At 63.9% G+C, this 24,893-nt stretch carries 22 protein-coding genes; 6 read left to right on the plus strand and 16 right to left on the minus strand.

The features are described from left to right. Positions 1-24: 24 nt before the first annotated feature. The 6 genes from xth to AC6H0W_RS06295 form a co-directional block, all read right to left on the minus strand. Complete coding sequence (xth, locus tag AC6H0W_RS06270) at positions 25-786, minus strand: exodeoxyribonuclease III (RefSeq protein ID WP_497576300.1); 762 nt, start codon at positions 784-786, stop codon at positions 25-27. Next, complete coding sequence (locus AC6H0W_RS06275) at positions 783-2,840, minus strand: M3 family metallopeptidase (protein WP_497576301.1); 2,058 nt, start codon at positions 2,838-2,840, stop codon at positions 783-785. Before AC6H0W_RS06275 ends, xth begins: the two co-directional genes overlap by 4 nt. 131 nt (positions 2,841-2,971) lie before the next feature. Continuing rightward, a complete protein-coding gene (locus tag AC6H0W_RS06280) occupies positions 2,972-3,745 on the minus strand; it encodes a DUF2189 domain-containing protein (RefSeq protein ID WP_497576302.1) in 774 nt (257 codons plus the stop codon). A 118-nt stretch (positions 3,746-3,863) separates the two neighbouring features. Further along, the gene (locus AC6H0W_RS06285; protein WP_497576303.1) at positions 3,864-5,120 is read right to left on the minus strand and encodes an MFS transporter; all 1,257 of its coding nucleotides are present in this window, start codon (positions 5,118-5,120) and stop codon (positions 3,864-3,866) included. Next, positions 5,117-6,055 carry a phosphoribosylaminoimidazolesuccinocarboxamide synthase gene (locus AC6H0W_RS06290; RefSeq protein ID WP_497576304.1) on the minus strand — a complete coding sequence of 313 codons (939 nt, stop codon included), beginning with the start codon at positions 6,053-6,055 and terminating at the stop codon, positions 5,117-5,119. The genes AC6H0W_RS06285 and AC6H0W_RS06290 overlap by 4 nt, the downstream gene beginning before the upstream one ends. A gap of 144 nt (positions 6,056-6,199) precedes the next feature. Continuing rightward, positions 6,200-7,498, minus strand: a complete 1,299-nt coding sequence (locus AC6H0W_RS06295) for a DUF3422 family protein (protein WP_497576305.1) — start codon at positions 7,496-7,498, stop codon at positions 6,200-6,202. Between the two features lie 164 nt (positions 7,499-7,662). On the opposite strand from AC6H0W_RS06295, the gene AC6H0W_RS06300 reads away from it, so the two are divergent. Genes AC6H0W_RS06300 through AC6H0W_RS06310 form a run of 3 tightly spaced genes read left to right on the plus strand, consistent with a single transcriptional unit; the run spans position 7,663 to position 10,645 of the window. Beyond that, positions 7,663-8,421 (plus strand): glycosyltransferase family 2 protein, encoded by a 759-nt coding sequence (locus AC6H0W_RS06300; RefSeq protein WP_497576306.1) that lies wholly within the window; start codon positions 7,663-7,665, stop codon positions 8,419-8,421. Next, positions 8,418-9,134 (plus strand): TVP38/TMEM64 family protein, encoded by a 717-nt coding sequence (locus AC6H0W_RS06305; protein ID WP_497576307.1) that lies wholly within the window; start codon positions 8,418-8,420, stop codon positions 9,132-9,134. Before AC6H0W_RS06300 ends, AC6H0W_RS06305 begins: the two co-directional genes overlap by 4 nt. An 11-nt stretch (positions 9,135-9,145) precedes the next feature. Next, positions 9,146-10,645 carry an ArnT family glycosyltransferase gene (locus AC6H0W_RS06310; RefSeq protein ID WP_497576308.1) on the plus strand — a complete coding sequence of 500 codons (1,500 nt, stop codon included), beginning with the start codon at positions 9,146-9,148 and terminating at the stop codon, positions 10,643-10,645. Here the strand turns inward: AC6H0W_RS06310 and AC6H0W_RS06315 are convergent. From AC6H0W_RS06315 to arsS, 5 genes are all read right to left on the minus strand, one after another. After that, positions 10,626-11,276 carry a YiaD family glycine zipper/OmpA-like lipoprotein gene (locus AC6H0W_RS06315; protein ID WP_497576309.1) on the minus strand — a complete coding sequence of 217 codons (651 nt, stop codon included), beginning with the start codon at positions 11,274-11,276 and terminating at the stop codon, positions 10,626-10,628. The two genes, AC6H0W_RS06310 and AC6H0W_RS06315, sit on opposite strands and share 20 nt — an antisense overlap. Positions 11,277-11,349: 73 nt before the next feature. Continuing rightward, entirely contained in the window at positions 11,350-11,973 is a 624-nt protein-coding gene (locus AC6H0W_RS06320; RefSeq protein ID WP_497576310.1) for a TIGR04282 family arsenosugar biosynthesis glycosyltransferase, read from the minus strand. Beyond that, complete coding sequence (locus AC6H0W_RS06325) at positions 11,970-12,635, minus strand: TIGR04283 family arsenosugar biosynthesis glycosyltransferase (protein ID WP_497576311.1); 666 nt, start codon at positions 12,633-12,635, stop codon at positions 11,970-11,972. The genes AC6H0W_RS06320 and AC6H0W_RS06325 overlap by 4 nt, the downstream gene beginning before the upstream one ends. Before the next feature lie 3 nt (positions 12,636-12,638). Continuing rightward, positions 12,639-14,837, minus strand: coding sequence for a dihydrolipoyl dehydrogenase family protein (locus AC6H0W_RS06330; protein WP_497576312.1), 2,199 nt, complete (start codon positions 14,835-14,837; stop codon positions 12,639-12,641). 65 nt (positions 14,838-14,902) lie between these two features. Continuing rightward, on the minus strand, positions 14,903-15,856 hold the full coding sequence (arsS, locus tag AC6H0W_RS06335) for an arsenosugar biosynthesis radical SAM (seleno)protein ArsS (RefSeq protein ID WP_497576313.1): 954 nt from the start codon (positions 15,854-15,856) through the stop codon (positions 14,903-14,905). A gap of 268 nt (positions 15,857-16,124) precedes the next feature. Here arsS and AC6H0W_RS06340 point away from each other — a divergent pair, with 268 nt between their 5' ends. The 3 genes from AC6H0W_RS06340 (at position 16,125) to AC6H0W_RS06350 (ending at position 18,955) form a co-directional block, all read left to right on the plus strand. Beyond that, the gene (locus AC6H0W_RS06340) at positions 16,125-17,525 is read left to right on the plus strand and encodes a hypothetical protein (protein ID WP_497576314.1); all 1,401 of its coding nucleotides are present in this window, start codon (positions 16,125-16,127) and stop codon (positions 17,523-17,525) included. Beyond that, the gene (locus tag AC6H0W_RS06345) at positions 17,522-18,412 is read left to right on the plus strand and encodes a hypothetical protein (protein WP_497576315.1); all 891 of its coding nucleotides are present in this window, start codon (positions 17,522-17,524) and stop codon (positions 18,410-18,412) included. Before AC6H0W_RS06340 ends, AC6H0W_RS06345 begins: the two co-directional genes overlap by 4 nt. A 120-nt stretch (positions 18,413-18,532) precedes the next feature. Next, positions 18,533-18,955: a VOC family protein gene (locus AC6H0W_RS06350; RefSeq protein WP_497576316.1), complete on the plus strand. Its 423-nt coding sequence runs from the start codon at positions 18,533-18,535 to the stop codon at positions 18,953-18,955. A gap of 56 nt (positions 18,956-19,011) precedes the next feature. Here the strand turns inward: AC6H0W_RS06350 and AC6H0W_RS06355 are convergent, their stop codons facing one another. The 5 genes from AC6H0W_RS06355 to AC6H0W_RS06375 form a co-directional block, all read right to left on the minus strand. Then, positions 19,012-19,197, minus strand: a complete 186-nt coding sequence (locus AC6H0W_RS06355) for an anti-sigma factor family protein (RefSeq protein ID WP_497576317.1) — start codon at positions 19,195-19,197, stop codon at positions 19,012-19,014. Beyond that, the gene (locus tag AC6H0W_RS06360; protein ID WP_497576318.1) at positions 19,194-19,805 is read right to left on the minus strand and encodes a sigma-70 family RNA polymerase sigma factor; all 612 of its coding nucleotides are present in this window, start codon (positions 19,803-19,805) and stop codon (positions 19,194-19,196) included. The genes AC6H0W_RS06355 and AC6H0W_RS06360 overlap by 4 nt, the downstream gene beginning before the upstream one ends. Then, positions 19,802-21,202 (minus strand): class II fumarate hydratase, encoded by a 1,401-nt coding sequence (gene fumC / locus AC6H0W_RS06365; RefSeq protein ID WP_497576319.1) that lies wholly within the window; start codon positions 21,200-21,202, stop codon positions 19,802-19,804. The genes AC6H0W_RS06360 and fumC overlap by 4 nt, the downstream gene beginning before the upstream one ends. 26 nt (positions 21,203-21,228) lie before the next feature. Continuing rightward, complete coding sequence (locus AC6H0W_RS06370; protein WP_497576320.1) at positions 21,229-22,512, minus strand: diguanylate cyclase; 1,284 nt, start codon at positions 22,510-22,512, stop codon at positions 21,229-21,231. A 105-nt stretch (positions 22,513-22,617) separates the two neighbouring features. Continuing rightward, positions 22,618-24,885: a mechanosensitive ion channel domain-containing protein gene (locus AC6H0W_RS06375; RefSeq protein ID WP_497576321.1), complete on the minus strand. Its 2,268-nt coding sequence runs from the start codon at positions 24,883-24,885 to the stop codon at positions 22,618-22,620. Between the last annotated feature and the right edge of the window lie 8 nt (positions 24,886-24,893).

Consider the following 24,893-nt stretch of genomic DNA (forward strand, 5'->3'; position numbering starts at 1 on the left):
CCAGGCAGGGCGCTTCGAGGCGCCTCAGAGTTTGAAGTCGGCCACCACCGGTGCGTGGTCGGAGGGGCGTTCGAGTTTGCGCGGGGTTTTGTCTACGGCGCAGGCGGTGCAGCGCTCCGCCAGAGCAGGCGTGACGAGAATGTGATCGATGCGCAGCCCGAAATTGCGTCGGAATGCGCCCATGCGGTAATCCCACCACGAGAAGCTCTTCTCGGGCTGAGGAAACAGGCGGAAGGCGTCTTTAAGGCCCAAGGCCTCAAGGCGGTAAAAGGCGGCACGCTCGGGCTCGGAGACGTGGATTTCGTCATTCCATTCGGGGTGGGCGTCGCGGTCTTCGGGGGCGATGTTGAAATCGCCGATCAGCGCGAGCTGCGGGTGGTTGGCGATTTCCGCTTTGAGCCAGGCGGTGAGGGCCTCAAGCCACCTCAGCTTGTACTCGAACTTGTCCGAGCCGACCGCCTGCCCGTTGGGGAAATAGCCACACACCACGCGCACGCCATCCACCGTGGCGGCGATGATGCGTTTTTGCTCGTCGGCGAAGCCTGGAATGTCGCGCACCACGTCGTGCGCCTCACCGCGTGTGAGCAGTGCCACCCCGTTGTAGGTCTTCTGGCCGTTGAATACTGCGCGGTAGCCAGCGGCCTCCAACTCGGCCAGTGGAAAGCCCTTGTCCTCGCATTTGAGCTCCTGCAGCCCGAGCACGTCGGGCTGGTTGGCTTCCAGCCAGTCGAGCACGTGCGGCAGGCGCACTTTCAGCGAATTGACGTTCCAGCTGACGATCTTCACGCCGCCACCATGCCACTGTGGCGCAGCAATGCGTCCACCTTGGGCTCGCGGCCACGGAAAGCCTTGAAGGATTCAATGGCCGGGCGGCTGCCGCCGACCGACAGGATTTCGCGCCAGAAGCGCTCGCCGGTGGTCGGGTCGAGCAGCGAGCCGCCGGCCGAACCGGCCTCTTCGAAGGCTTCGAATGCGTCGGCCGACAGTACCTCTGCCCACTTGTAGCTGTAATAGCCGGCTGCGTAGCCGCCCGCGAAAATGTGCGAGAAGCTGTGCGGGAAACGGTTCCAGTCCGGCGGCGTGAGCACGGCGACCTCGCGGCGCACGTCGGCCAGCACGGCCATGACGGCTTCGATGGGGACGCGTTCGCCCTGCGGTTCGAGTTGGCTGTGAATCAGCAGGTCGAACAGCGAGAATTCGATCTGGCGCACGGTCTGCATGCCGCTCTGGAAATTGCGTGCGGCAATCATCTTGTCATACAGCGCGCGGGGCAGCGGCTCGCCGGTATCGACGTGAGCGGTCATGTCGCTCAGCACGTCCCACTCCCAGCAGAAGTTTTCCATGAACTGGCTGGGAAGCTCGACGGCATCCCACTCCACGCCGTGAATGCCCGACACCGCCACTTCGTCGATCTGCGTGAGCAGGTGATGCAGGCCATGGCCGGCCTCGTGGAACAGCGTCTGCACGTCGTCGTGACTGAACGTCGCCGGCTTGCCCCCGGAGGGGCCGGAGAAATTGCACACCAGGTAGGCCACGGGGGTTTGCACGCCTTCGCGCACCTTCATGCGGCTGCGTGCGGAATCCATCCAGGCCCCGCCGCGTTTGGTTTCGCGTGCATGCAGATCGAGGTAGAAGTGGCCGATGGTGCTGCCCTGGCGTTCGATGCGGAAGAAGCGCGCGTCGGCATCCCAGGTGGGCGCCTGATCGGGAAAAATGGTGACACCGTAGAGGCGCTGGACGACGCCGAACAAGCCGTCGAGCACGCGCGGCTCGGGGAAGTATTGCTTCACCTCATGCTCCGAGAAGGCGTAGCGCGATTCACGCAGTTTCTCGGAGGCGTAGCCGACATCCCACGGCTGCATTTCGGCAAGGTCTAGTTCGCGCACGGCGAAATCACGCAGTTCGGCCAGATCCCGCTCGGCAAACGGTTTGGCCTTGGCGGCGAGCTCGTGCAGGAAGTCGAGTACTTCGGCCGGCGAATTGGCCATTTTCGGCACCAGCGAAACCTCGGCGAAATTGGCGTAGCCGAGCATCTTCGACTCTTCTGCACGCAGGGCCAGAATGCGGCCGATCAGCGGGCCGTTGTCGATCTCGCTCGGGCCGAACTCCGAGGCGCGTGTGGCGTAGGCGCGGTACATGCGCTCGCGCAGCGCGCGGTTGTCGGCGTACTGCATCACCGGCAGATACGAGGGCATGTGCAAGGTGAATTTCCAGCCTGGCTTGCCAGCCTTCTCGGCCGAGGCGCGTGCAGCAGCCACGACGTCGGCAGGCAGACCTGCGAGGTCGGCTTCGTCGTTGATCCACTCGGCGTGGGCGTTGGTGGCGTCGAGAATGTTCTCGGAGAACTTCGCGGCCAGGGCGGACTGTTCTTCCTGAATCTGCTTGAAGCGAGGTTTGTCGCCGTCCGGCAATTCGGCGCCGGCGAGGCGGAAGTCGCGCACTTCGTGATCGAGAATGCGCTGGCGCACCGGCGACAAGGTGGCGTATTCAGCGCTTTCACGCAGCGCTTTGTACTTCTCGAAAAGCGCCAGATTCTGGCCGATGTCGGCATAGAAGCTGGAGATATCCGGCAGCATGTGGTTGTACGCCTCGCGCCATTCCGGCACGTCGAAGACACTGTGCAGGTGGCCGACGACGCCCCAGGCGCGGCCGAGGCGTTCGCCGGCTTTGGTCAGCGGCGCAACGAAGTCGTCCCATGTGGGCGCGACGGTATCCGACACTTTGGCGTCGATCAGCGCGCGGTTCTCGGCGATCAGTTCGCGAATCGCGGGTTCGACATGCTCCGGGCGGATCGAATCGAAGCGGGGAAGGGCAGTGAAATCGAGCAGCGGGTTGGTCATGGGGCCTCGGCGAATGGTGCAAACAGACAGACTGCGACCGCCACACGGGGCGACGGTTCGCAGTCCCATTCTAACCGGGCAGGTCGGCCGAGGGGCGGCCGACCCCCGCAGTGGGCAAGTGTGCCCGCTGACTATTCGATCAAGTCACGGTAGGCGTGCCAACTGGCGAAGCCCAACACTGGCAGGATCACGACCATGCCGATCATCATCGTCGCAAAGCCGATGGCGATGAGCCCGGCGATGAGGGCCGCCCACAGCACCATGGCGCGCAGGTTGCCGAGCACCGCGCGGGCGCTGGACATCATCGCGGTCACGATGTCGGTGTCGCGATGCATCAGCATCGGGATGGCCACCGCGGACAGCGCGAACACCAGCGCAGCCAGCACGCCGCCGGCCACGATGTAGGCCGCCACGAAGTCCAGATGCGCGCCGGACAGGAAAATGTCGCGGAAGAAGAAGCTCACCACGGCCGTGTCGCCGTGGTCGAACAGCGCAAACAGGATGGCCGACATGCGCTCCCACACCACCAGCATGATGGCCAGGAACAGGCCGAACTGCATGAGTTGCTCGGCGTGCGCGCGCAGGCCTCGCAAGGACGCCATGAAGCCGATCACTTCACCTTGTTCTTCGCGGCGGGCGATTTCGTACAGCCCCGCAGCGGTGATCGGGCCGACCAGCAGAAAGCCGGTGGCGGCCGTCATGAACAGCGACGGATTGTGATTGACGAAGGAGAAGATCACTGCGCCGACCAGCGCGAACAGCACGCCATAGGTCAGGCTGGGCAATGGATCATCGAGCAGATCCTGCAGGCCCATGCGCAGCCATTTGAAAGGTCGCGCCGGATCAATCTCGCGAACGGTAGGCATCTGAAAGTGTTGGTCGAGTGACTTGAGCGGCTGATCCATGGCGCTTTCCTCCTGAACCTGAGACTCGAAGGGAACCACTGCAGGCGTCTGAACGGGCCAGGCGCCTCACTTTCAGCATAGATCGCGAATGTCAGCCGCGCGACCCTAAAAATGCGAGTCAGGTTTGCGGCCGCCACAGGTTGCGGCAGCGCGTTTCGCGCAGGAACACCGCTGCCACAGTGCCGCAAGCGGCGGTCGCGGCGAGCAATGCCAGGGCGGGCGTGAAGGCCTCGGGCGCATATTGGCGCACGCCCGCAACGACCTCACCGCCCCAGCCGTGATCCATGATCAGCCCGACCAGCGGTTGCAGCAGCGCGGTGGCGACAAAGCCGCCCATGTTCACGATGCTGGTACTCATGCCCGAGAGCTGCGGCGGATTGACCTCTTTGGCGCAGGCCCATGACAGCATGAAGGCTGCGGCGCAGACGCCCATCAGCGTGAATAGCGTGAGGCTTGTGGCCAGCGGCATGCGCACGCCCGACAGCCACACCAGCCAAAGTGCGCAGTACGCCAGGCCCGCAGCGAACAGCACCGGCTTGCGCACGCCGAGACGGTCGGACAGGGTTCCGATCATCAGGCAGCCCACGGCGAAGCCGCCGAAATACAGCGAGATGTGGTTTGCTGCGCCGATGCGTGAAAGGCCGTGCACCGACATCAGATACGGCGTGGCCCACAGCCCGCCGAATGCGAAAAAACTGCCGCAGATGCCGAAATTGACCATCACGGCCGGCCACGTGAAGCGGTTGCGCAGCACCGTCATCAGCCCTTCGACAATGCTGCGGCGGTCGACAGGCGCCGCGGCGGTGCGTGGCGCGTCGCGCACGAGTGCCCAGATGGCAAGGGTCAGCGCCAGCGAGATGCATGCGGTGCCCAGGAACACGGCACGCCACGAGGCCATTTCGGACAACGTCGCCAGGGGTGTGCCGGCCAGCATCGAGCCGGCGTTGCCGAGCAGCAGGGTGAGACCGACGATGCTCGCGAAGCGGTTTTCGGGATACCACAGCGCAATCAGCTTGAGCATGGCGACGAACACCACGGCCACCCCCAAGCCGATGACGGTGCGACCGAGCATGGCCAGGCCCAGGTCGCTTGCCAGGCCGAAGATCAGGCTGCCGGCAGCGGCAAGCACGCCGCCGGCCAGCAGCGTGCGGCGCGGGCCGACGGTGTCCACCAGAATTCCCGTGGGAATCTGCACCAGCGCATAGACGTAGAAGAAGGTTGCTGCGAGCACGCCGAGTGAGGCGGCGGAGGTCTGGAAGGCGGCTGCGAGGTCGCTCGCGATGCCGGCCGGGGCAAAGCGGTGGAAGAAGGAAAGCATGTAGGCCGCAATCACCACCCCGAGGGCGAGATTGCGGCCGGATGCCGAGAGGCTCATTCGCCCAGCGTGTTGCCGGTCAGGCGCTCGTAGGCTTCGCGATACTTGGCGGCGGTGCCGGCGATGACTTCGGGCGGCAGGGTCGGGCCCGGAGCCTTCTTGTTCCAGTCGAGCGTCTCGAGGTAATCGCGCACGTACTGTTTGTCGAAAGAGGGCGGGCTGATGCCCACCTGATAACTGTCGGCGGGCCAGAAGCGCGACGAATCCGGTGTCAGGGCTTCGTCGATCAGGTGCAGCGTGCCGGCCGCGTCCACGCCGAATTCGAACTTGGTGTCGGCAATGATGATGCCGCGCTTCTGGGCGTGGAACGCCGCTTCCATGTACAAGGCAATGGCAACCTGGCGAGCCTGCTCGGCGAGCTGCGTGCCGGTCTTGCCGGTGCCCGCGAGTACGCCTGCCAGCGCCTTATCGCAGGCCGCGCAGGCCTGGGCAAACGAGATGTTCTCGTCGTGGTCACCCACGTCTGCTTTGGTGGCGGGGGTGAACAGCGGCAGCGGAAGTTGCGTGGCCTGCTTGAGGTTGGGCGGCAGCGCAATGCCGCACACCGAGCCGTTGGCCTTGTAGTCGTTCCAGCCCGAACCGCTGAGGTAACCACGCACCACGGCTTCGATGGGGAGCGGCGTGAGGCGTTTGACCACCAGCGCGCGATCGCGCACCTGCTCACGCTCGTCTTCGGTAACCACGCTTTCCGGGTTGATGCCGGTGAGCTGGTTGGGCACGATGCGCGCGAGTTTTTCGAACCAGAACGAGGCCGTGGCGGTGAGTACGCGGCCCTTGTCGGGAATCGGGTCGGGCAGCACGACGTCGAAGGCCGACAGACGGTCGGTGGTGACGATCAGCAGTTTGTCGTCGCCCACTGCATAGATGTCGCGTACTTTGCCGCGACCGATCAACGGCAGGCTGGTGATCGACGAATTGAACATCGGGGTGGCCACGGCGCAAGACTCCGGTTGGGCGAAAAGGCGGAATTATACGCGTGCTGCACGGCAGGAGTGGCGAGCGAAAACGCTGCTCGAAAGCGCGCCCTGGGGAGCGCCGCACCGAGCCCGTCACAAGCTAGCGTAGCCGGCCCACGCGGGTTACACGTGAGAGCCGCCATTTTCGGCGGCAAGGCGCTTGCGCATGCGCCTCAGGCTGAGAAACACGAGGCCGGCAATGACCGGAATCGCGATTGCGGTGATGGTTTCGGGCGTGGCCGGCAGGCGCTGCGGTTCGAAGCCTTTGACCACGTAGTTCACGAGCTGCGAGCCGTAGTAAGTGATCGCCACCACGGACAGCCCCTCGACTGTCTCCTGCAGGCGCAGTTGCAGCTTTGCGCGGCGGTTCATTTGCTCGAGCAGTTGCTGGTTCTGACGCTCCAGCTCGACTTCCACGCGCGTGCGCAGCAGTTGCGCATTGCGCGCGATGCGACCGGACAGGTCTTCCTGGCGCCGAGCGATGGTGGCGCAGGTGTCCATGGCGGGCGTGAGGCGGCGCTCCATGAACTCACGCAGCGTGGGAAAGCCCGTGACGCGAATCTCGCGCAATTCTTCGATTCGCGCGCGCACCAGCCCGTAATACGCCGCGCCGGCGCCGAAACGATAGGTGTGCTTGGCGACGGATTGTTCGACGTCTCCCGCCAGTTTGGTCAGGCGGCCGAGTACCTTGTGCTCGCCTTCGGAGGTTTCCGTACGGCTCATGCGATGCACCAAGTCGGCCAGCTCGTCCTCCGCACGCGACAGCAAGCGGGCGACTTGCTTGGCGACGGGGAACGACAGCAGGGCGATCACCCGGTAGGTCTCGATCTCCACCAGGCGCTGCACGGTACGGCCCACCTGGCGCGGCGTGAGCGAATCATTGACGACCAGAAAGCGCGAAAAGCCTTCGGTGATGCGGAAATCGGTGAACACCCAGCCCGCACCATGCGAGATTTTCGAGACCACCATCTGGGTGGTGCCGGCGAGGTGCTTTGCCACCAGCGCCTCGGGGCCGACTTCGCTGGAAGGGCGCACCAGTACATGAGTGGCGGTGATCAACTGGCCGGGGATGTTGCTGCGCCAGTCGGCCGGGACCACTTGCAGCGCGAAGTCGTCGGCCAACTCGCCGCCCTGGCTCTTGCGGAAGAAGGTGTAGCTCGAGAACTCGTTGTGGCGCTCCCATTTGAAGCGAAATTCGCCAGCATCAATGAACACGTGGCCTGATTCCGTTGTCGGTTCAGGCAGGCCGAGGCGCGTGGCCAGTTCGGTGATGTGTCGTGGTTCCCGCCCCGCGCTGCCGTCATGATGCAGGAAGGCCAGGTAGGTGACGGCTTCCGGCGAATGCATCGGTACCGGAGGCCGGGCATGCAGCTCATCGTTCAGGGTTTGACGCAGAGGGTGTTGGTCCAAGGTGGTCGGCATGATGCTTTGGGCGATCTGTATGAGGGTGCCAACTGGCCGGCACCTGAGCGGTCTTTATAATACCGGCACAGCTTGACGTTTGATTGATTGTCTCTTGCGCATACTCGTGCGCCCTCTCACCTGCGCCATGAATATCTGATTTGCTTAATTTTTTTGTGTTGAACATGACCGAAACCTGCCGTCCCGACCTGACTTCCTGTTCGCTCCCGTTATTGTCTGTAGTCATCCCCGCGTTCAACGAAGTCGATAACGTCGTGCCCTTGGTGGAGGAAGTGGCCGTTGCGCTTGCTGCAGTTGATGGCGGGTTCGAAATCATCGTGATCGACGATGCGAGCACCGATGGCACCGCCGAGGTTTTGCGCAACTGTTCCCGTGAAGAGTTGCGTCCCGTGTTCCATCGCATCAACTGCGGGCAGAGCGCTGCCGTTGCCAGCGGTTTTCAGGCCGCACATGGTGAATGGGTGGCTACGCTTGACGGTGACGGGCAGAACGACCCGGCTGATCTGCCCGCCATGCTGGAGCGCGCCCGCGCGCTCAATGCGGACTGCGTAACAGGCGTGCGACGGCGTCGCCAGGACAGTTTCGTGCGGCGTTTTTCGTCTCGCGTGGCCAACCGGTTTCGCGACTGGATCACCGGTGATCAGGTGACCGACAGCGGATGTGGCGTGCGTGTGGTGCGCCGCGCCGCCCTGCGCGAAGTGCCCGTGTTCAATGGCATGCATCGGTTTCTCCCGACCTTGCTGAGGGGGCAGGGCCATACCGTCATCGAGCACCACGTGAATCATCGCGAGCGCCGTTCGGGCGTCTCGAAGTACGGCGTGGGTAACCGTCTGTGGCGGGGTATTCGCGATTGCTTCGGCGTGCGCTGGTACCTGCGCCGTGCGGTTCGCGCGCGCCGGCTCGTCGACGAGACCGTGCGATGAAGCGTGACGCGCTGGATCTTGATCCAGCCGAGGCGCAGCACGACGACGATGTGCGGGCAGCCGCAACGCGGGGTTTGCGCAAACTTGTCGCTTTGCTGACGGTCGCCGCATTGCTCTTCGGGCTGGTGCACTTCACGCCGCTGGGCGAACGCTTGCGTGACTTGCCGGCCATGGGCGCATTGATGCATTCCGGCGGAGTCGAAGCCGCGATGTGGTTCTTCGGCATCACGGTGCTGTTGATGATGGTGGGCATGCCCCGGCTCATCTTCTATGCGCTGGCAGGCTTCGTGTTCGGCTTCGAAGTCGGTCTGTTGCTGGCTCTGGCCGCCAGCATGCTCGCTTCATTCGCCGTATTTCGCGCGGCCCGCTGGGGCGGGCGGGACTGGCTCGTGCAGCGCTTCGAAGCGCGTCCGTTGTTCGCGCGCATCGTCGCAGTCCAGCCCACGGTGTTGTCGGTTGCATTGGTGCGCTGCTTGCCGGTCAGCAACATCATCCTGAACGTCGCCCTCGCGATCAGTACCGTCGGCAACCGTGCTTTTCTGCTGGGTACGCTGATCGGCTTCCTCCCGCAGGGACTGACCGCAGCGCTGATCGGAAGCGGTGTTTCGGAATACACGCCATGGCAAGGTGCAGTGCAGTTGGCCGCTGCAGGCGTCATTGCCTTGCTTTTTCTAGGGTTTTCGCTGCGTCGTGATCGCGCAAACCAATCGTGACAAGGAACTACATGGAATACATCATGCGTTCGCGCGGCGCCTGGACGGCCTTGCTGTGTGCTCTGGTGCTGGTGGTATTCGCACTGCGCATCACCGGCCCCAGCGACCTGGAAGGGTACGCGCAGCACCGCAACGTCGGCTATGTAATGGACATGCTTTCGGGCAGCGGGCACTGGTTGGCGCAATACGACATTCAAGGGCGGATTCTGTCGAAGCCGCCGCTGCATACATGGAGCATGGCGCCATTCGCGATGTTGTTCGGCATCGACCGCCTGGCGATGAGCTTGCCGTCCTTGCTCGCCGTGTTGGCGCTGGGGCTGCTGGTGTTCGAATTCGGGCGTCGCCGTTTCGGGCTTCTCGCCGGCGGATTTGCCGGTATCGCCATGGTCATGGCGCCGCTGGTGTCCAAGCACGTCACCTTGGTGCGTTCCGACGCGCTCTTTGCCTTGTTCATCTTCATCGGCGCGCTTGCGGCACTGAGAGCATGGGAGCGAGCCGATGGCAACTGGCGCGGCTGGACGCTGTTCTGGATTGCAGGTGCTCTGGCTACGCTGACCAAAGGCCCGCTGGCCTTGGTGCTGGCAGCCGCGGGTTTGCTCGCGGTGTTCTGGGAGCGCAGGAGCGACCCCGCGACTCCGCTTCCGTCGGGTTCGCATTTGGCCGGCGTATGGGTGTTCGTCGGTTTGACCCTGGGCTGGTTTCTGCTGGCCTGGTTGGAGCAAGGCAGCGAGCTCATAGACAAATTGCTGGTCGATGAACTGGTCGGTCAGGCTACGGGTGGCAACAAGGCCAGCTCGCCGGGCGAAAACCTGCCCAAGCCGACGCTATTCCTGCTCGCACGCTTCCTGCCGTTTTCCCTCTTTTTCTTCTACGCGCTGTGGCGCGTCTTTTACCGACCGGCAGAGCAGGTGGCCGAGCGGCGCGTCGAGCGTTTTCTGGTGTGCTGGGTTCTGGCGGGGTTGCTGATTTTCTCTCTGGCCGCGCACCACCGGCCTGACTTGCTGTTGCCGTTGTGGCCGGCGTGTGCCTTGCTTGCAGGGCGCGAGATGGCGCGGGTGGCCGAGAGGGTCGGTGTGCGCCGTTTTGCCGCCGCTTTGGCGGTGCTCATCGCCTTGCTGCTGGGGGCGCTGTTTGCGCAGTATCACGTCACCTGGGGCGGGAGGGCCGAAAACACCTCCACTTCCGAAACCATCCGTGAGGCGGCTGCCGAGTTTGCCAACAGCGGACTGGATGCCAGCGCCCTGGTCCATTACGGTACGCCGGTAACCTTCCAGATGTACCTTGGAACGGCGATCATCTGGGAGACGCCCGAGCGCATCGAGCAGATGCTGGGCGACGCCCGTGCTCCGATGCTGGTAGCACTTGGTTACAAGAGTAGAAACGACCCGAAGCTGGAAGCTCCGGGTCGTGAAGTGGATGAAGTCTTTCAGTGGCCGCCGGGGGCCGGCGAGGACGCGGTAGTGCACATCTACCGCGTCTCGCCCGCGCCGCTTACTGCGCCTGCGGAATGATCAGTACTTCGACGCGACGGTTCTGCGCACGACCGGCTGCGGTCGAGTTGTCCGCGACCGGGCGGCTGAAGCCGTAGCCGGTGGCCTGGATGCGGTTCGACTCGACACCACGGCCCACCAGATAGCTGGCAACACTCTTGGCGCGGTTTTCAGACAGCGTCTGGTTATACGAGGCGGAACCGGTGGAGTCGGTGTGGCCTTCGACGCGCACGACGGTGCCCGGATACTGACGAATGCTGTTGGAAATCTGTTGCAGAACCGGCTCGAACTGCGGCTTCACGTCGGCACGGTTGGTGTCGAAGGTGATGTTGTCGGGGGCTTGCAGGCGGATGGTGTCGCCATCGCGCACTACATCCACGCCCGTGCCCTGCATTTCGCGGCGCAGTTCGGCTTCCTGCTTGTCCATCTGACGGCCGATCAGGCCACCTACCGTGGCGCCGACGGCGGCACCGATGAGGGCGCCTTGGCCACGGTCGCTTCTGCCCGACACACCCATGCCCAGCAGGGCGCCTGCGCCTGCGCCTACCGTTGCGCCGGTGGCGGTCTTGCGGTTCTCGCCCGTGTAGGGATTGCTCTCGCAACCGACGACAACGAGGGCTGCTGCGAGAATGGCAACGCTTGCGACTTTCATGATGGCTCCTCCTTTGAAATAGTTACGCTGCGATTTTGCGGCTGAAGCGGAGATCCGACGAGAGCGTATGCCGCTATTCTTTGTAAGCGCCTGCTTCAGTTCGCGCAAGCCAGCGTGCGAGGTCGCCGGCTTGGTCAACATCGTGCAGCTCGGCGCCTTCGAGCAGTTTCCACCCCAGGGCGTGGATGCGCTGGCGGGTGATGTGTGCCACCGTGGGCGTGCTCCATTCGATGTCCGCGAACAGGCTCGGGCTGAAGCGGCGCAGGGCCAGCAGCGCATAGCCACCGTCGGCAGTGGGATGCATGAAGGCATCGGCCGAGTCGAGCGCCGTCGCTGCGTCACGCAGCAGCGTGGCACTCAATTCCACACAGTCGGTACCGATCAGGATCACTCGCTCGTTGCCTGCCAGTGTGCGCTGCGCGGCACGCGCCATGCGTGCGCCGAGGTCGCCCGTGCCTTGCGCGGATCGCGAAATACTTTGCGGCAAGGTCGCTACCGACCAGGCGGCATCGTTCGGCGCCGGCGACATGCACAGTTCCACGTGTCCGCACGCCGCGCCAAGTGCGGCGGCGAGCGTGTTGTCGAGCATTTCGCGCGCCAGGTTGGCCGCGCCCTGCGCCCCGAGAGCCGGGATCAGGCGCGTCTTGACCCGCCCGGGCTCGGGGGCTTTGGCGAAGATGAGGATGCGCGTGCTCACCGGTAGCGTCTGGCGAGTTCGTCGGTGGCTACGCCGCGCCAGTACGCCCACCGCAGTCGCCACATCAGGATGACGGTGCGCCACACCCCACGCTTTTCCCAGCGGCGCCCGGAGGTGATCACGCGGGCACGCAAACACGCGGGGCGCGATATGCGGCGCAGGCGGCGCGACAGCTCGATGTCTTCCATGAGCGGTTGATCGGGGAATCCTCGTGCCGCTTCGAAAGCGTCTCGGCGAACGAACATGGCCTGGTCGCCGGTGGCGATGCCGCTCAGTCGCGAGCGCAGGTTCATCATTGCGGCGATCACCCGCAGCATGCGCGGGCGGCCTTCGATATGCACGTCGAAACGGCCCCACGCACGTCGATGATCCGCCAGCGCGGCGTGAATTCGTTGTACGGCCGAGGCCGGCAAGCAGGTGTCGGCATGCAGGAACAACAGTACGTCACCGTGTGCCACGGCGCTTCCGGCATTCATCTGGCGAGCCCGGCCAGCCTCCGACTGCACGACCGTGATGCCGGCCTCGCGCGCGATCTCCGGCGAACCGTCTTGGCTGCCACCGTCGGCCACGATGACTTCGGCATCCAGCGGCGAGAGTGCGGCCAGTTGGCCGGGCAGGCGCGCGGCTTCGTTCAGCACGGGCAGGATGATGGACAAACGCATGCTTCAGCTGTGGCTTTGCCTGCGCTGCGCCTCGATCACGCGGGAGCGCGGTCGGCCCAGGCGCCAGCGGTGGTAGCGCGCGAGCCAGCGCAGCGTGCGCTGTGGTGCGTGGGCACGCTTCCACTCTCCGGCCACGTACTTGTTCGCCTCCGCCATCGTCGGATAGGTATGGATGGTGCCGAGGATCTTGTTCAGACCCAAGCGGTGCTTCATCGCCAATACATACTCGGCGAGAAGTTCGCCCGCGTTCTCGCCCACGATCGTGACGCCGAGAATGCGATCACTGCCTGGCGGCGTCAGCACCTTGATGAAGCCGTGCGCGGCACTTTCTGTAATTGCGCGGTCGAGCTGGTCGAGATCGAAGCGGGTGAGTTCAAACGCGATACCGCGTTGGCGCGCTTCCTGCTCGTTCAGGCCGACGCAGGCCACCTCCGGGTCGATGAAGGTGGTGCGGGGCACGAGAGACCAGTCGATCGCAAAGCGCTTGAGTTGCCCGAACAGACCATTCACCGCTGCATACCAAGCCATGTGCGCGGCGGTGTGGGTGAATTGGTAGGGGCCCGCAACGTCGCCGACGGCGTAAATATGCGGATACAGGGTTTCGAGGTATTCGTTGGTCTGAATCACGCGGTCGGTCGGGATGCCCAACTCCTGCAGCCCGTAGCCGCTGAGTCGCGCCTTGCGGCCGACTGCTACCACCAACGCGTCGTAAGGCAATTCGCGCTCGCCGGCTTCACCGCGCACGACCACGGCGCGCGTTTCTCCGTCGAGGGCGATGCGAACCGCCGTGTGCGCGGTCAGCACCTCGACGCCATCGGCAGCCAAGGCGGCTCTCGCCAGAGTGGCTACGTCTTCGTCTTCACGCGGCAGAATGCGCTCGCCTTGCTGCACCAGAATGACCCCCGCGCCGAGACGGGCAAAGGCCTGGGCCAACTCGCAACCGATCGGCCCGCCGCCGAGAACCACCATGCGGCGGGGCACTTCATCGAGCTGGGCGAATTGATCCCACAGCGATTCACTCGTCACGTAACCCGAGTACTGCATGTCCGGGATATCCGGAACGATGGGTTCGGCGCCGGTGGCGAGCACGATGGAGCGCGCGGTGAGCTCGCGCGTGCCGCCTTCGTGCAGCGCAACCTCTACCGTCCATGGGTCGATCAGTCGGGCATGGCCGTGCAGCACCTCGACGCCGAGAGCGGTGTAGCGCTCGACGCTGTCATGTGGCTCGATGGTCTGAATGGTCTCGAACACGCGCGACATCACTTTGCGAAAGCTGAATCGCGGCTCGTTGCGGTCCAGCCCGTAGGTGTCGGCATTGCGCATCTGATGCGCGGCCTTGGCCGTGCGGAGCAAGGCCTTGCTGGGTACGCATCCGGTGTTCAGGCAGTCGCCGCCCATGCGTCCGGCCTCGATCAGGGTGACCTTGGCTTTAACTGCTGCCGCGATGTACGCCGACACCAAGCCGCCAGCGCCGGCTCCGATGACGATCATGTTGCGGTCGTAATGCGAGGGCGCAATCCAGGCGGCATAGGCGCGTCGCCGGCGCACGTTCTCCAGCACGACACGCGCCACAAGAGGGAACATGCCCAGCAACACGAAGGACGCCAGCAGCGCGGGCGACATGATGTCGCCAACGCTGTGGATGCGGCCAAGCTGAGTGCCTGCGTTCACATACACCGCGGTGCCGGCCAGCATGCCCACCTGGCTGACCCAGTAAAAGGTGCGTGTGGGTAACCGGGTCAGCCCCATCAGCAGGTTGATCAGAAAGAAGGGGAAGATCGGCACAAGGCGCAGGGTGAACAAATAGAACGCACCGTCGCGCTCGATGCCGCGGTGAATGGTTTCGAGCCGATCACCGAAGCGGTTCTGCACTTGCTCGCGCAACAGGAAGCGCGATGTCAGAAAGGCCAGCGTGGCGCCGATGCTCGACGCGAATGAAACCAGCAGCGTGCCGGTGACCAGCCCGAAAAAGGTGCCGGCGGCGATGGTCATGATGGCCGCGCCGGGCAAGGACAGCGCAGCCATCACGACGTAGGCCAGAAAGTACGCGCCCAGTACCTGGACCGGGTAGGCCTGATACAGCGACAGAAACTCGGCCTGACCTTGCTTCAACGCATCCAGGGTCATGAATCGCGCGAGATCCAGCGCGAAAAAGGCGATTGCCAGCGCGAGGATGACACCGATCAAAAGGGTTTTTTTCATCATTTTTTGGCCAAGTGATGAACCGCGCAGCGAAAGGGCGCGAACAGGGAGTGACAGGGGGCGGGTTACAAGGCGCCACCGCAACTCGAACCCTGGCCCGCCGTGCAACCATAACAGTGGTCGGCTACGCGAATCGGGCGCCCGGTGAGGTCGGTATTGAGCAGGTCACGCAAGTGGGGGCGGCCGGGGCCGGGCAAGGCCAGACCGAGCTGCTGGTTGAAGTCGCAATCGTGGAGGTAGCCCTGCCAATCGACGCTGACCAGCTCGCGGCACATCACGCTGTCGAGATTGGCGTGCATGAAGCTGTTCTTGAGCAGGCGCATGTAGTCATTGAACTGACCTCGCGATATCAGCGTGCTGCCGAAACGCTGGATCGGCATGTTGGCAATGGCGTACAGCCGATTGAAGACGATGCCGAAGTGCTCATGCAGTTCGCGCTTGTAGTCGGCTTGGAGCGTGGCCTGATCGGGTGGCAGGCTGGGTCCTTGCGGGTTGTAGACCAGATTGAGCGTCAGCCCCGAGCCCGGTCGCCCATAGCCGAGTGCATTGAGGCGTTGCAGGCCGGCAATGCTGCGCTCGAACACGCCGTCGCCACGTTGCGTGTCTACGTTTGCGGCCGAATAACAGGGCAGCGAGGCCACCACCTCGACACGCTGTTCGGCGAGGAACTCGGCGAGGTCTTCCTGCCCGGGTTCGGACAGGATGGTAAGGTTGCAACGGTCGATCACCTTCACACCCAACGCCCGCGCCGCCTTCACCAGCGTGCGAAAACCCTCGTTGAGTTCGGGGGCGCCGCCGGTCAGATCAAGTGTGCTCAGTCGGCACTTTTCGAGCACGGCCGGAATCAGTGCCAGCATGCCTGCGTCCATCATTTCACGCCGATTCGGGCCGGCGTTGACGTGGCAGTGCAGGCAGGTCTGATTGCATTTGTAGCCCAGATTCACCTGCAGCGTCGTCAGTGCGTGCCTACGGATGGCCGGGAAGGCAGTAGTCTGCAGCAGTGGCAGGGTGGCGTGCATGGTGTTCTCCGTCAGTTCGAGCCGCGTTGACGTGCGCCGATGCCTCATCCTTACACATCAGGCAGCCAATGGTGGGGCTTGCAATCACCTGTTGCAGCCTTGTCGCGCGTACTGCGTAAAAAGTCGCGGCAAGGCAAGCATGGAGCAGATGCTCTTGCATCGGAGGCGTGCGATGAACGCCACTCAGGCAGCGTGATCGGAGTCGGGTGTGCAGCAGGCACGCATGTAAGGATTCGCGGTTGCCCGCGTCCAAGGCAGCACAATTTCGATGCAGGGGGAAGCAGGCATGTCGGGTGTAGACCTTTCGTTGTTGAGTGCCGGGCTGCTTTTGCTTGCGGTGATCAGCGTTGTCGTTGCGCCGCGGGTGACGGCCACCGACGGTTTTTTCCGCGGTGCCGGGCCGGCAGGTGAAGCGCCGGGGGTGTGGACGCTGACGCTGTCGCAAGTCACTACCTGGATCTTCGCGCGCTCTTTGCTCAACGCGGCCATTCTCGGCTTTGCCTTCGGCATCGCCGGGGTGCTGGCGTATGCGGCCTACTACGGCTCGTTCCTGACCGGATGGCTGATCGTCGACCGCCTGCGTTTCCGCCACGGCGTTGGCAACATGCAGTCCTTTCTGGTCGCTCGCTACGGCCGTCTGGGCAACGCCTGCTTCAACTTCCTGTTGGCGATGCGCCTGCTCACCGAGGTGTTCGCCAATCTTTTGGTGGTGGGCATCGTCTTTGGCGTGGCGGGCAGCTCTGCCTACACATGGTCGATTCTGGCAGTGGCCGGCGTCACTTTGTTCTATTCGATGAACGGCGGACTGCGCGCGTCGCTGCGCACCGACGTGCTGCAGATGGGCATTCTGGCCGTGTTGCTGGCGGTGCTGTTCGTCATGATGCTCGCGCATCCGGCCTTCGATGGTGGCGCTGCGCTTGCCAGCAGTCCGGACTTCACGTCCCCCGGCTGGGTTTTGTTGTTGGTCGCCGTGCTGCAGGTGCTGAGCTACCCCATGCACGACCCGGTGATGATGGATCGCGGTTTCATCGCCGACCGCTCCACAACCCGGCGCAGCTTCCTGCATGCATTCTGGATTTCCGTGCTGTGCATTCTGGCCTTCGGCGCGCTGGGGGTGTTTGCCGGGCTGAACCGTGTCGGCGACGAGACCGTGCTGGTCACCTTGGCACGCTTGATGGGTGACACGGCCATGCTGGTACTGGCGGCTGCGCTGGTGATTTCAGCAGCTTCGACAATGGATTCGACCTTTTCCAGCGCATCCAAGCTGGCGGTTGTCGACATGGGCCTGGGCGGTGGGCGCACCGGCGCCGGGCGCGTGGCCATGATGCTGTTTGCGCTGGGCGGGCTGGCGCTGGTGTTTCTTGGCAGTGATGATCTGTTCGCCGCCGTGGCGGTGAGCGGCACAGCATCGCTGTTCCTCACGCCGGTGATCGTGTATTCGGTGTTGCTTGATCGCAGCGTCAAGCCATGGGCTTTTCAGCTCACCTTCGTCGCGGCCATCGGCGGGGCCATCGTGTACTTCCTCGAAAACTCAAAGCGCATCACCTGGATCGGTGACCTGTCCGGCGTCGAGCACAGTTACAGCAAGCTGCTGGTGGTAACCGTGGTCATTCTGCTGGTGGGCTTCGTGTCGTTCGCGCTGGCGAGCCGCCCGGCGCCGCGTGCGTGAGCGAAGCGGGGCGAGTCTGCCCGGTGCGCTACCGCTACGGTGCGGCAGCGCTGGCGCACGCGCCGGAGCGGCGGGCCGATACGCTTTACGTGGTGGGCGGCCTGTATGGCAACCGGTTTGCGCTTGATGCCGTGGAAGCTCTGGCCGCGGCAGAGCCGGGGCCGGTGAGCATCGTGTTCAACGGTGATTTCAACTGGTTCAATGTCGATGACGCGACCTTCGCCGAGATCAACCGACGCGTCCTCGCGCACGCCACGATTCTCGGCAACGTCGAGGCGGAGTTGGGCGAGCAGGGCAGCGAAGCCGGCTGTGGCTGCGCCTACCCGGATTCCGTGGACGCGGCTACCGTGCTGCGCTCCAACCGCATTCACGCGCGGCTCAAGGCAAGCGCCGCCCGACATCCGGCCGTGCTGGCGGAGCTTGAGCGCTTGCCGATGTTTGTGCGCTACCGTGTCGGCGCACTGGCGGTAGCGGTGGTGCACGGCGATGCGGATTCCCTGGCGGGGTGGCGTTTCGATCCGGCTGCGCTGGACGATGCCGTCAACCAGGCGTGGGTTGGCGAAGCCTTCGCCCGTGCGCGGGCGGATGTTTTCGCCAGCAGTCACACCTGCACGCCGGGTTTGCGCGGTTTTGCCGCAGGGCTGGTCATCAACAACGGCGCGGCCGGGATGGGTAACGCGCCGGGTGATGTGTGCGGGCGCATCACGCGCATTTCCACGCGGCCCTCGCCGCATGATGTGGCCGAGGGCGCGATATGGCGTGGCGTGCATGTTGACGCCGTGCCGCTCGCCTTCGATCACGCTGCCTGGCAGCGCGCTTTTCTGGCCAACTGGCCGGTCGGGTCCGATGCGCATGTTTCGTATTGGTCGCGCGTGGCCGGTGCGTGATGTCACGAACTGCAGGGTGGCGTTCGGCTTTCTATACTGATCCGGAAGTTTCCTGCTCACCGGCTGCGGTCTGATTCACTCGGCGTGAGCATCCGCACCCTGTCCAACGGAGAGTCCCGCATGAGTCAGCTTGCTCCCTTCCACCTTGCCTTCCCGGTCAACGACCTGGCCGCCGCGCGCAGCTTTTACGGCGGAGTGATGGGCTGCCCCGAGGGGCGCAGCAGTGACGAGTGGATCGACTTTGATTTTTTCGGTCATCAGATCGTCGCGCATCTCTCGCCGCAGCGCGGGGCGGAGCATCACAACCCGGTGGATGGACAGCATGTGCCGGTGCCACATTTCGGCATCGTTCTGGATTGGGCGGACTTCGGGGCGTTGGCCGAGCGCGTTAAGCGTGCCGGCGTGAAGTTCGAGATCGAGCCCTATCTGCGCTTCGAGGGCAAACCCGGTGAGCAGATGACCATGTTCTTCAAGGATCCGAGCGGCAATGCGCTCGAGTTCAAGGCCTTCCGCAATCGCGACACGCAGCTGTTCGCGAAGTAGGTGAGGGTGGCTTCGGCGATGCGCTGGCGGGACTGAGGCGCTACCGCCAACATGCCTTATTCCGCCTCGCCGTCACGCAAGCTGCGGGTGGCGCGGCGAATGAAGCCGATTTGCTTGCGATACTGGGTGCAGCCTTTGCACATCATGGTGTGCACGCGCAGTTCAATGCGCTCGCGTGCAGTCAGCTCGCGTTCGTTCTCTTCCGACATCAGCCGGGTCGCTTGATGGCAGTTGAGCGTCATGCCGAGCCTTCCCCGAACCAGGTGTGCCCGAGGCAGCCGCGCAGGCGTGTGCGTGCGCGGTGCAGGATGACCCAGCAGTTGCTGGTGGAAATGCCCAGTTCGGCGCAGATCTCGGGGGTGTCGAGGTCGAGCAGCTCACGCATCATGAACACCCGTGAGAGGTTCTCGGGCAGGCGGTGCACGCAGGCGTCGAAGATGTCCCAGAACTGCTTCTTTTCCAGTGCGGCGTCGGGGTCCGACCATTCTTCGGGCTTTGCGTCCTCGCTCCAGTGCGACGCGCTCCAGCCGAATTTGCGATTGAAGACGGCGTCCATGTGCGGGTCGTCCTCGTCTTCGGCAGCAGCCAGTTCGCTGCGCGGCCGTTCGCGGCTGCTCTTGCGGAGGTGGTCGACAATCTTGTTGCGCAAAATGGCGAACATCCAGGTCTTCAGTGCCGAGCGGCCGTCGAAGCCATCCACCGAGAGCATGGCGGCCAGCAAAGCCTCCTGAACCATGTCCTCTGCCGCGCCTTCGTCACGCAGGTTGATGCGGGCAAAACGCAACATTGCCGCACGTAGCGCGGCAATGTCGGGGCTGTTCCAGTCGATGGCCGGGGCGGGCTGGCTCATGCTTGATCGGGGCGCGTCATGTCGAGCGCCTTGACCCAGCGATCGAAGTCGTCCGCAGTGACGTGGCCCGATGCTACGGCCGCCTCTTTCAGTGTGCTGCCCTCGTGGTGTGCCTTCTTGGCGATCTCGGCGGCGTGGTCATAGCCGATGTGGCGATTCAGCGCGGTCACCAGCATCAGGTTGCGCGAAAGCAGTTCGGCAATGCGCTCGCGGTCTGGCTCGATGCCGCGCGCGCAATGTTCGTCGAAGCTGCGTGCGGCATCGCCGAGAAGCTGCAGGCTTTCGAGGACGCCGTGAGCCATGACGGGCTTGTACACATTGAGCTGGAAGTTGCCCTGCGTGCCGGCAAAGGCCACGGTCGCGTCATTGCCGAAGACCCGCGCGCACACCATGGTGAGTGCTTCGGCCTGGGTCGGATTGACCTTGCCGGGCATGATCGAACTGCCCGGTTCGTTCTCGGGAATAAGCAGTTCGGCGATTGAGGTGCGCGGGCCGCTGGCGAGCCAGCGCACATCGTTGGCGAGCTTGAACAGGGCTCCGGCCAGCGTGCGCAGCGCGGCACTGACGTTGACCAGCGCGTCGTGTGCAGCCAATTGGGCGAAGCGGTTGTCCGCCGAGCGGAAGGCATGGCCAGTGAGCTCAGCGAGCTCGCCCGCGCACCGTTCGCCGAAGCGCGCATGAGCGTTCAGCCCGGTGCCCACTGCGGTGCCGCCGATTGCCAGCTCCAGCAGGCCTTGCTCGGCGTGTTGCAGGTTGTCGAGCGCGGCGTCGATCTGCGCCACCCAGGCGCCGATCTCTTGCCCCAGCGTGATCGGCGTGGCGTCCATCAGGTGGGTGCGGCCGGATTTGACGATGTCGGTAAAAGCCTCGGCTTTGCCTGCCAGCGTGTCGCACAATGCGCGCACGGGGGGGTAGAGGCGTCCGTGCAGTTCGAGTACGACCGCCACATGCATGGCGGTGGGGAAGGTGTCGTTGGACGATTGGCCGCGATTGACGTGATCGTTGGGGTGCACCGGGGTTTTGCCGCCACGCGGTTTGCCGGCCATTTCGTTGGCTCGGTTGGCGATCACCTCGTTTGCGTTCATGTTGCTCTGCGTGCCGCTGCCGGTCTGGAACACCACCAGCGGGAAGTGCTCGTCGAGGGCGCCTTCGGAGACTTCGCGCGCAGCCGCCTCGATCAAGCCGGCGAGTTGCGGGTCGAGCTCGCCCAACTCGGCATTGGCGCGCGCCGCGGCGAGCTTGAGCAAGCCGAAGGCGTGCACCACCGCGGCCGGCATGCGGTGCCGTTCGCGGCCGATCTCGAAGTTGGTGAGTGAGCGCTGGGTCTGGGAGCCCCAGTAGCGGTCGGCCGGTACGGCCACCTCGCCCATGGAGTCGCGTTCGATACGGGTTTGCATATGTTCAGTGTAGTCGCTGTGAGGGCTCAGTCCGTGCTGGTGACGATACGATTCCGACCGTTGCGCTTGGCAACGTACAAGGCTGCGTCCGCCGAGCGGAACAGCGTGTCGAAGCTCCGACCCGGATTCTTCTCGGAAGTGCCGGCGACGCCGATGCTGACGGTTACCGGAATGCCGCCCGGCCGGGCCTCCTCGATGTGCTGACGCAGGCGTTCGGCAAAACCGGAGGCGCTTTCGCGATTGATGTTGAGCAGCAGCAGGACGAATTCTTCCCCGCCCGTGCGGGCCACGATGTCCCCCTGGCGGCAGGCATTGCGCACAACGGCTGCGGTTTCCGCCAGCACGACGTCGCCGGTGTCGTGCCCATGGGTGTCGTTGATGTTCTTGAACAGGTCGATGTCGAGCACCAGCAGGGCCAGGGGAATACCGTGGCGTTCGGCTTCCTCAATGCGGCGCTGGGCGACCTCGGTGAGGTAATGACGGTTGTAGACCCCGGTGAGCTGGTCGGTGAGGGCCAGGCGGCGCAGGTGATCGCGTTGCCCGGCGGTCTGATCGAGCAGGCGTTTGATCTGCACGATGTTGCGCACGCGCACAGCGAGCTCTTCTTCGAGCATGGGTTTGGAGAGGAAGTCGTTGGCGCCTTCACGCAGCAATTCGATGCGCCGGGCAGCGTCCTCTAGCCCGGACACCGCCAGGATTGGCACGGCGGCATTGCGTCCGCCTCCCTTCCGGATGCTGCGTACCAGCGTGAGCCCGGTCGTGCGGCCTTCGAGCAGCACGTCGACGAGGGCGACCTCGTAGTCGTGCTCTTCGAGCGCCTGTTCGGCGGGGTCCGCGCGGGTGAAGTGATCCACCGTCAGGCCGAGCGATTCGAGCACCCGGCGCATGAACATCGCGACTGGATGGCTGTCTTCGACCAGCAGAGCGCGCCCGCAAAAGCGCACGCTCTCGGCTTCGCGTTGCAGGCGTTGTTCGACGTACAGCGCCAGGCCGTCGATATTGCTCTTGGCAAAGATCTCGGTGACGCCGGCCTCAAGGCTTTCCGGCAGCAGATCAGGGTCTTCGGACGAAGTCAGCAGCGCAACCGGGGTTTGGGCAGTTGCCCGATGGCCGCGGATCAGGCGTGTGAGATCCAGGCCGGTTCCATCCGCGAGATGACGTTCGGTGCAGATCAAATCGGGCGCGTCCGCAAGGGCAGTACGCGCTTCATGGATGTTGCTGGCAAAGCGCAGGGGGGCAGGCAGAAAGCCAAGATGCCGTTCCAGCAGGTGCTTGAAGAAGCTTGAGCCCGTAACCGCCAGTACCTTCATCCCGCCAGACCCCTAATGCATGAGCACCGATTGTGCGCTGCATCGGAATCTAGCAGGTTTTCCATGCGGTCGTTATGACGGACGCCATGCATGGTGAGACATGTGTCATGCCGAGTCGGGTTTGATCGCGCCCGGAGCCTCCAGCAGACGCAGGTTGGCGGGGGGCGCTTTGCCCTGTTTGTCCTCGCCGAAATACAAAGTCATGTGCGGGAACGGAATTTCAATCCCGGCAGCATCGAAGTGGCGTTTCACCAGTCGGTTGTAGGCACGGCCGAGGCCGAACTGCATACCCGCCAAAGTCTTGATGCGCACACGGACATTGACCGAACTGTCTGCCAGGGCAGTAATGCCGTGCACTTCGAGGTCGCCGAGAATGTTCGGGCCATGGGTCGGGTCGGCACGCAGTTCTTCGAATGCGGCTTTGAGATGCTCGATGACTTCGTCCGTGTCTTCGCGGTAGGCCACGCCGTATTCGCCGACATGGAAGCCGAAGTCGCGGTTGAAGTTCGATACCTTGTCCACGGACGAGAACGGAATCAAGTGGTACACGCCGGCCAAGTCGCGGATGCCGAGTGAGCGGATGGTGAGTTTTTCCACGGTGCCGGTCGTTCCGCCTGCGGTGACGACATCGCCCACGTTGATGGCACTTTCGAGCTGGATGAAGAGGCCGGTGATGACGTCCTGCACCAGCTTCTGCGAACCGAAACCGATGGCCAGGCCGAGCACGCCGGCGCCAGCAATCAGCGGGCCGATGTTCACTCCCAACTCAGCCAGCACCACCATGGTTGTGAGTACCACCAGTGCAATTGCGATGGCGTTGCGGAAGATGGTCAGCAAGGTTCTGATGCGAGCCGTGGGTTCGCCACGATTGGCATTGGGGTTCAGGCGGTATTCGATCCAGCTTGCAGCCAGCAGCCATGCCGTCAGTGCCAACCCGATGATGAACAGCACTGTGACAACTCTGCCCAGTGTTTGCAGACCCGCGTCCGAAGCGGCCCAGGCGCCGAGGTCGAAATGCGTCCAGGCGTCCAGGATGAATGCCAGCACGACGGCAAGAATGATGAAGCGGGCGGTTTTCAGAACGGTCGGAACGTAGGCGTTGAGCCGGGCTTCCAGCAAAGGAAAGCGAATTCGGGTTTCTTCCGGCAACTGGATGCGGCGCATGATGACGTTGGTGAGCGCCATCGACAGCGTGATGCCCACGAGGCCGGCGATGATGGTTTGAACCGTGGCGCCCACCATGAAGCCCAAGGCTTCCTCGGCGTAGAACAGCGCGGTGATCAGCAGGGCGGCAACATACGCGACCGCAATGATGTGCCACACCCTGGCAATCATCACCAGTGCCACGCGTGCAAACGCCGTCTGCATTCGGTTGCCGAAGGCCTCCAGCAGCAACCTCACGCGCATGCGGTTCTGCATGATGATCACGGCTGCTTTCAGGAAGGCGGTGACGACGATGATGAGGGCGAGCGTGCGTCCGACCTCGGGAGCCAGCAACTGGCTGGCAGCAGGGGCCACCAGCATCAGGCCGTAACCCAGGAAGTAGATCATGCGTGAAGCCCAGGCGTTCCAGTAGGCAGCCTCTTCCGCTCCCCGCGTCTGGCGCCCGTTCAGGCGGCTCGACAGCAGGGCCGAAAGCACAGCACGCAAACCTTCCACCGCCAGGAATGCGTTCAGAAAGAGGGATTCCTGGACACGCAGCTCGCCGCTTTCACCGATGCCGGGTATCAGCAAGGCCAGCCCGTAACCGACCAGCCATGCGATCACCACGGCTATCAGACGCACCACCGCAGTCATGACCATCATCAGGGCGTTGCGTAGCACGCTGTGGGCGGCTGCGCCGGTGCGTGCCTCGCGACGAGCAAGAAACGCCGTCCCCACTCGGCTGCAAAGCCAGAAGACGAAAAGAACGCCCCCTGCGAACAGTACGAACAGCGCGACTTCACGACCGAATGTGGCCATGCCGGAGTCGGACAGGCGCGACCATGTCATACCCAGCGCCGTGTAGGCGACCGAGGCTTCAAGTACCGTACGCTCGGCAACCGACTGGGTGAGGAGCGCCAGCCGTTGTGGCAATCCGACGGGGCCTTCCGTGGCGGGCGTGACCGGAATCGTCACCGAGTCCGCGAAGCCCGGCGTCGCGCTCTGCCGCAACTGTTCGATCAGTGCGGCACGAGTCTCTTCGTTCTCAAGCAAATCGGCCAACTGGGCCGCGCTGGGTGGCGGGTCGGCTGAAAATGCGGATGGTGTGGAGAGCATCAGCGCAAGGAGCGTGAGTGCCAGCAAGGCGAATGCGCGAAGCAAAGAGGTGGGGGAAGCGTTGAAGTTCAACGGGCACTCCTTGTCGAAGTTGTCCGGAATCGCGCCTCTCATGGAGGCGC

Source organism: Pseudazoarcus sp. NS20 (assembly GCF_059703745.1).

Bases quoted from the DNA above. Each gene is read 5' to 3' on its own strand.
- AC6H0W_RS06330 (WP_497576312.1), bottom strand. From the start codon at position 14,837: ATGAAAAAAACCCTTTTGATCGGTGTCATCCTCGCGCTGGCAATCGCC.
- AC6H0W_RS06280 (WP_497576302.1), bottom strand. From the start codon at position 3,745: ATGGATCAGCCGCTCAAGTCACTCGACCAACACTTTCAGATGCCTACC.
- AC6H0W_RS06325 (WP_497576311.1), bottom strand. From the start codon at position 12,635: ATGCGTTTGTCCATCATCCTGCCCGTGCTGAACGAAGCCGCGCGCCTG.
- arsS (WP_497576313.1), bottom strand. From the start codon at position 15,856: ATGCACGCCACCCTGCCACTGCTGCAGACTACTGCCTTCCCGGCCATC.
- AC6H0W_RS06275 (WP_497576301.1), bottom strand. From the start codon at position 2,840: ATGACCAACCCGCTGCTCGATTTCACTGCCCTTCCCCGCTTCGATTCG.
- AC6H0W_RS06285 (WP_497576303.1), bottom strand. From the start codon at position 5,120: ATGAGCCTCTCGGCATCCGGCCGCAATCTCGCCCTCGGGGTGGTGATT.
- AC6H0W_RS06360 (WP_497576318.1), bottom strand. From the start codon at position 19,805: ATGAGCCAGCCCGCCCCGGCCATCGACTGGAACAGCCCCGACATTGCC.
- AC6H0W_RS06375 (WP_497576321.1), bottom strand. From the start codon at position 24,885: ATGAGAGGCGCGATTCCGGACAACTTCGACAAGGAGTGCCCGTTGAAC.
- AC6H0W_RS06305 (WP_497576307.1), top strand. From the start codon at position 8,418: ATGAAGCGTGACGCGCTGGATCTTGATCCAGCCGAGGCGCAGCACGAC.
- AC6H0W_RS06355 (WP_497576317.1), bottom strand. From the start codon at position 19,197: ATGACGCTCAACTGCCATCAAGCGACCCGGCTGATGTCGGAAGAGAAC.
- AC6H0W_RS06300 (WP_497576306.1), top strand. From the start codon at position 7,663: ATGACCGAAACCTGCCGTCCCGACCTGACTTCCTGTTCGCTCCCGTTA.
- AC6H0W_RS06295 (WP_497576305.1), bottom strand. From the start codon at position 7,498: ATGCCGACCACCTTGGACCAACACCCTCTGCGTCAAACCCTGAACGAT.
- AC6H0W_RS06310 (WP_497576308.1), top strand. From the start codon at position 9,146: ATGGAATACATCATGCGTTCGCGCGGCGCCTGGACGGCCTTGCTGTGT.
- AC6H0W_RS06370 (WP_497576320.1), bottom strand. From the start codon at position 22,512: ATGAAGGTACTGGCGGTTACGGGCTCAAGCTTCTTCAAGCACCTGCTG.
- AC6H0W_RS06340 (WP_497576314.1), top strand. From the start codon at position 16,125: ATGCAGGGGGAAGCAGGCATGTCGGGTGTAGACCTTTCGTTGTTGAGT.
- fumC (WP_497576319.1), bottom strand. From the start codon at position 21,202: ATGCAAACCCGTATCGAACGCGACTCCATGGGCGAGGTGGCCGTACCG.
- AC6H0W_RS06315 (WP_497576309.1), bottom strand. From the start codon at position 11,276: ATGAAAGTCGCAAGCGTTGCCATTCTCGCAGCAGCCCTCGTTGTCGTC.
- AC6H0W_RS06350 (WP_497576316.1), top strand. From the start codon at position 18,533: ATGAGTCAGCTTGCTCCCTTCCACCTTGCCTTCCCGGTCAACGACCTG.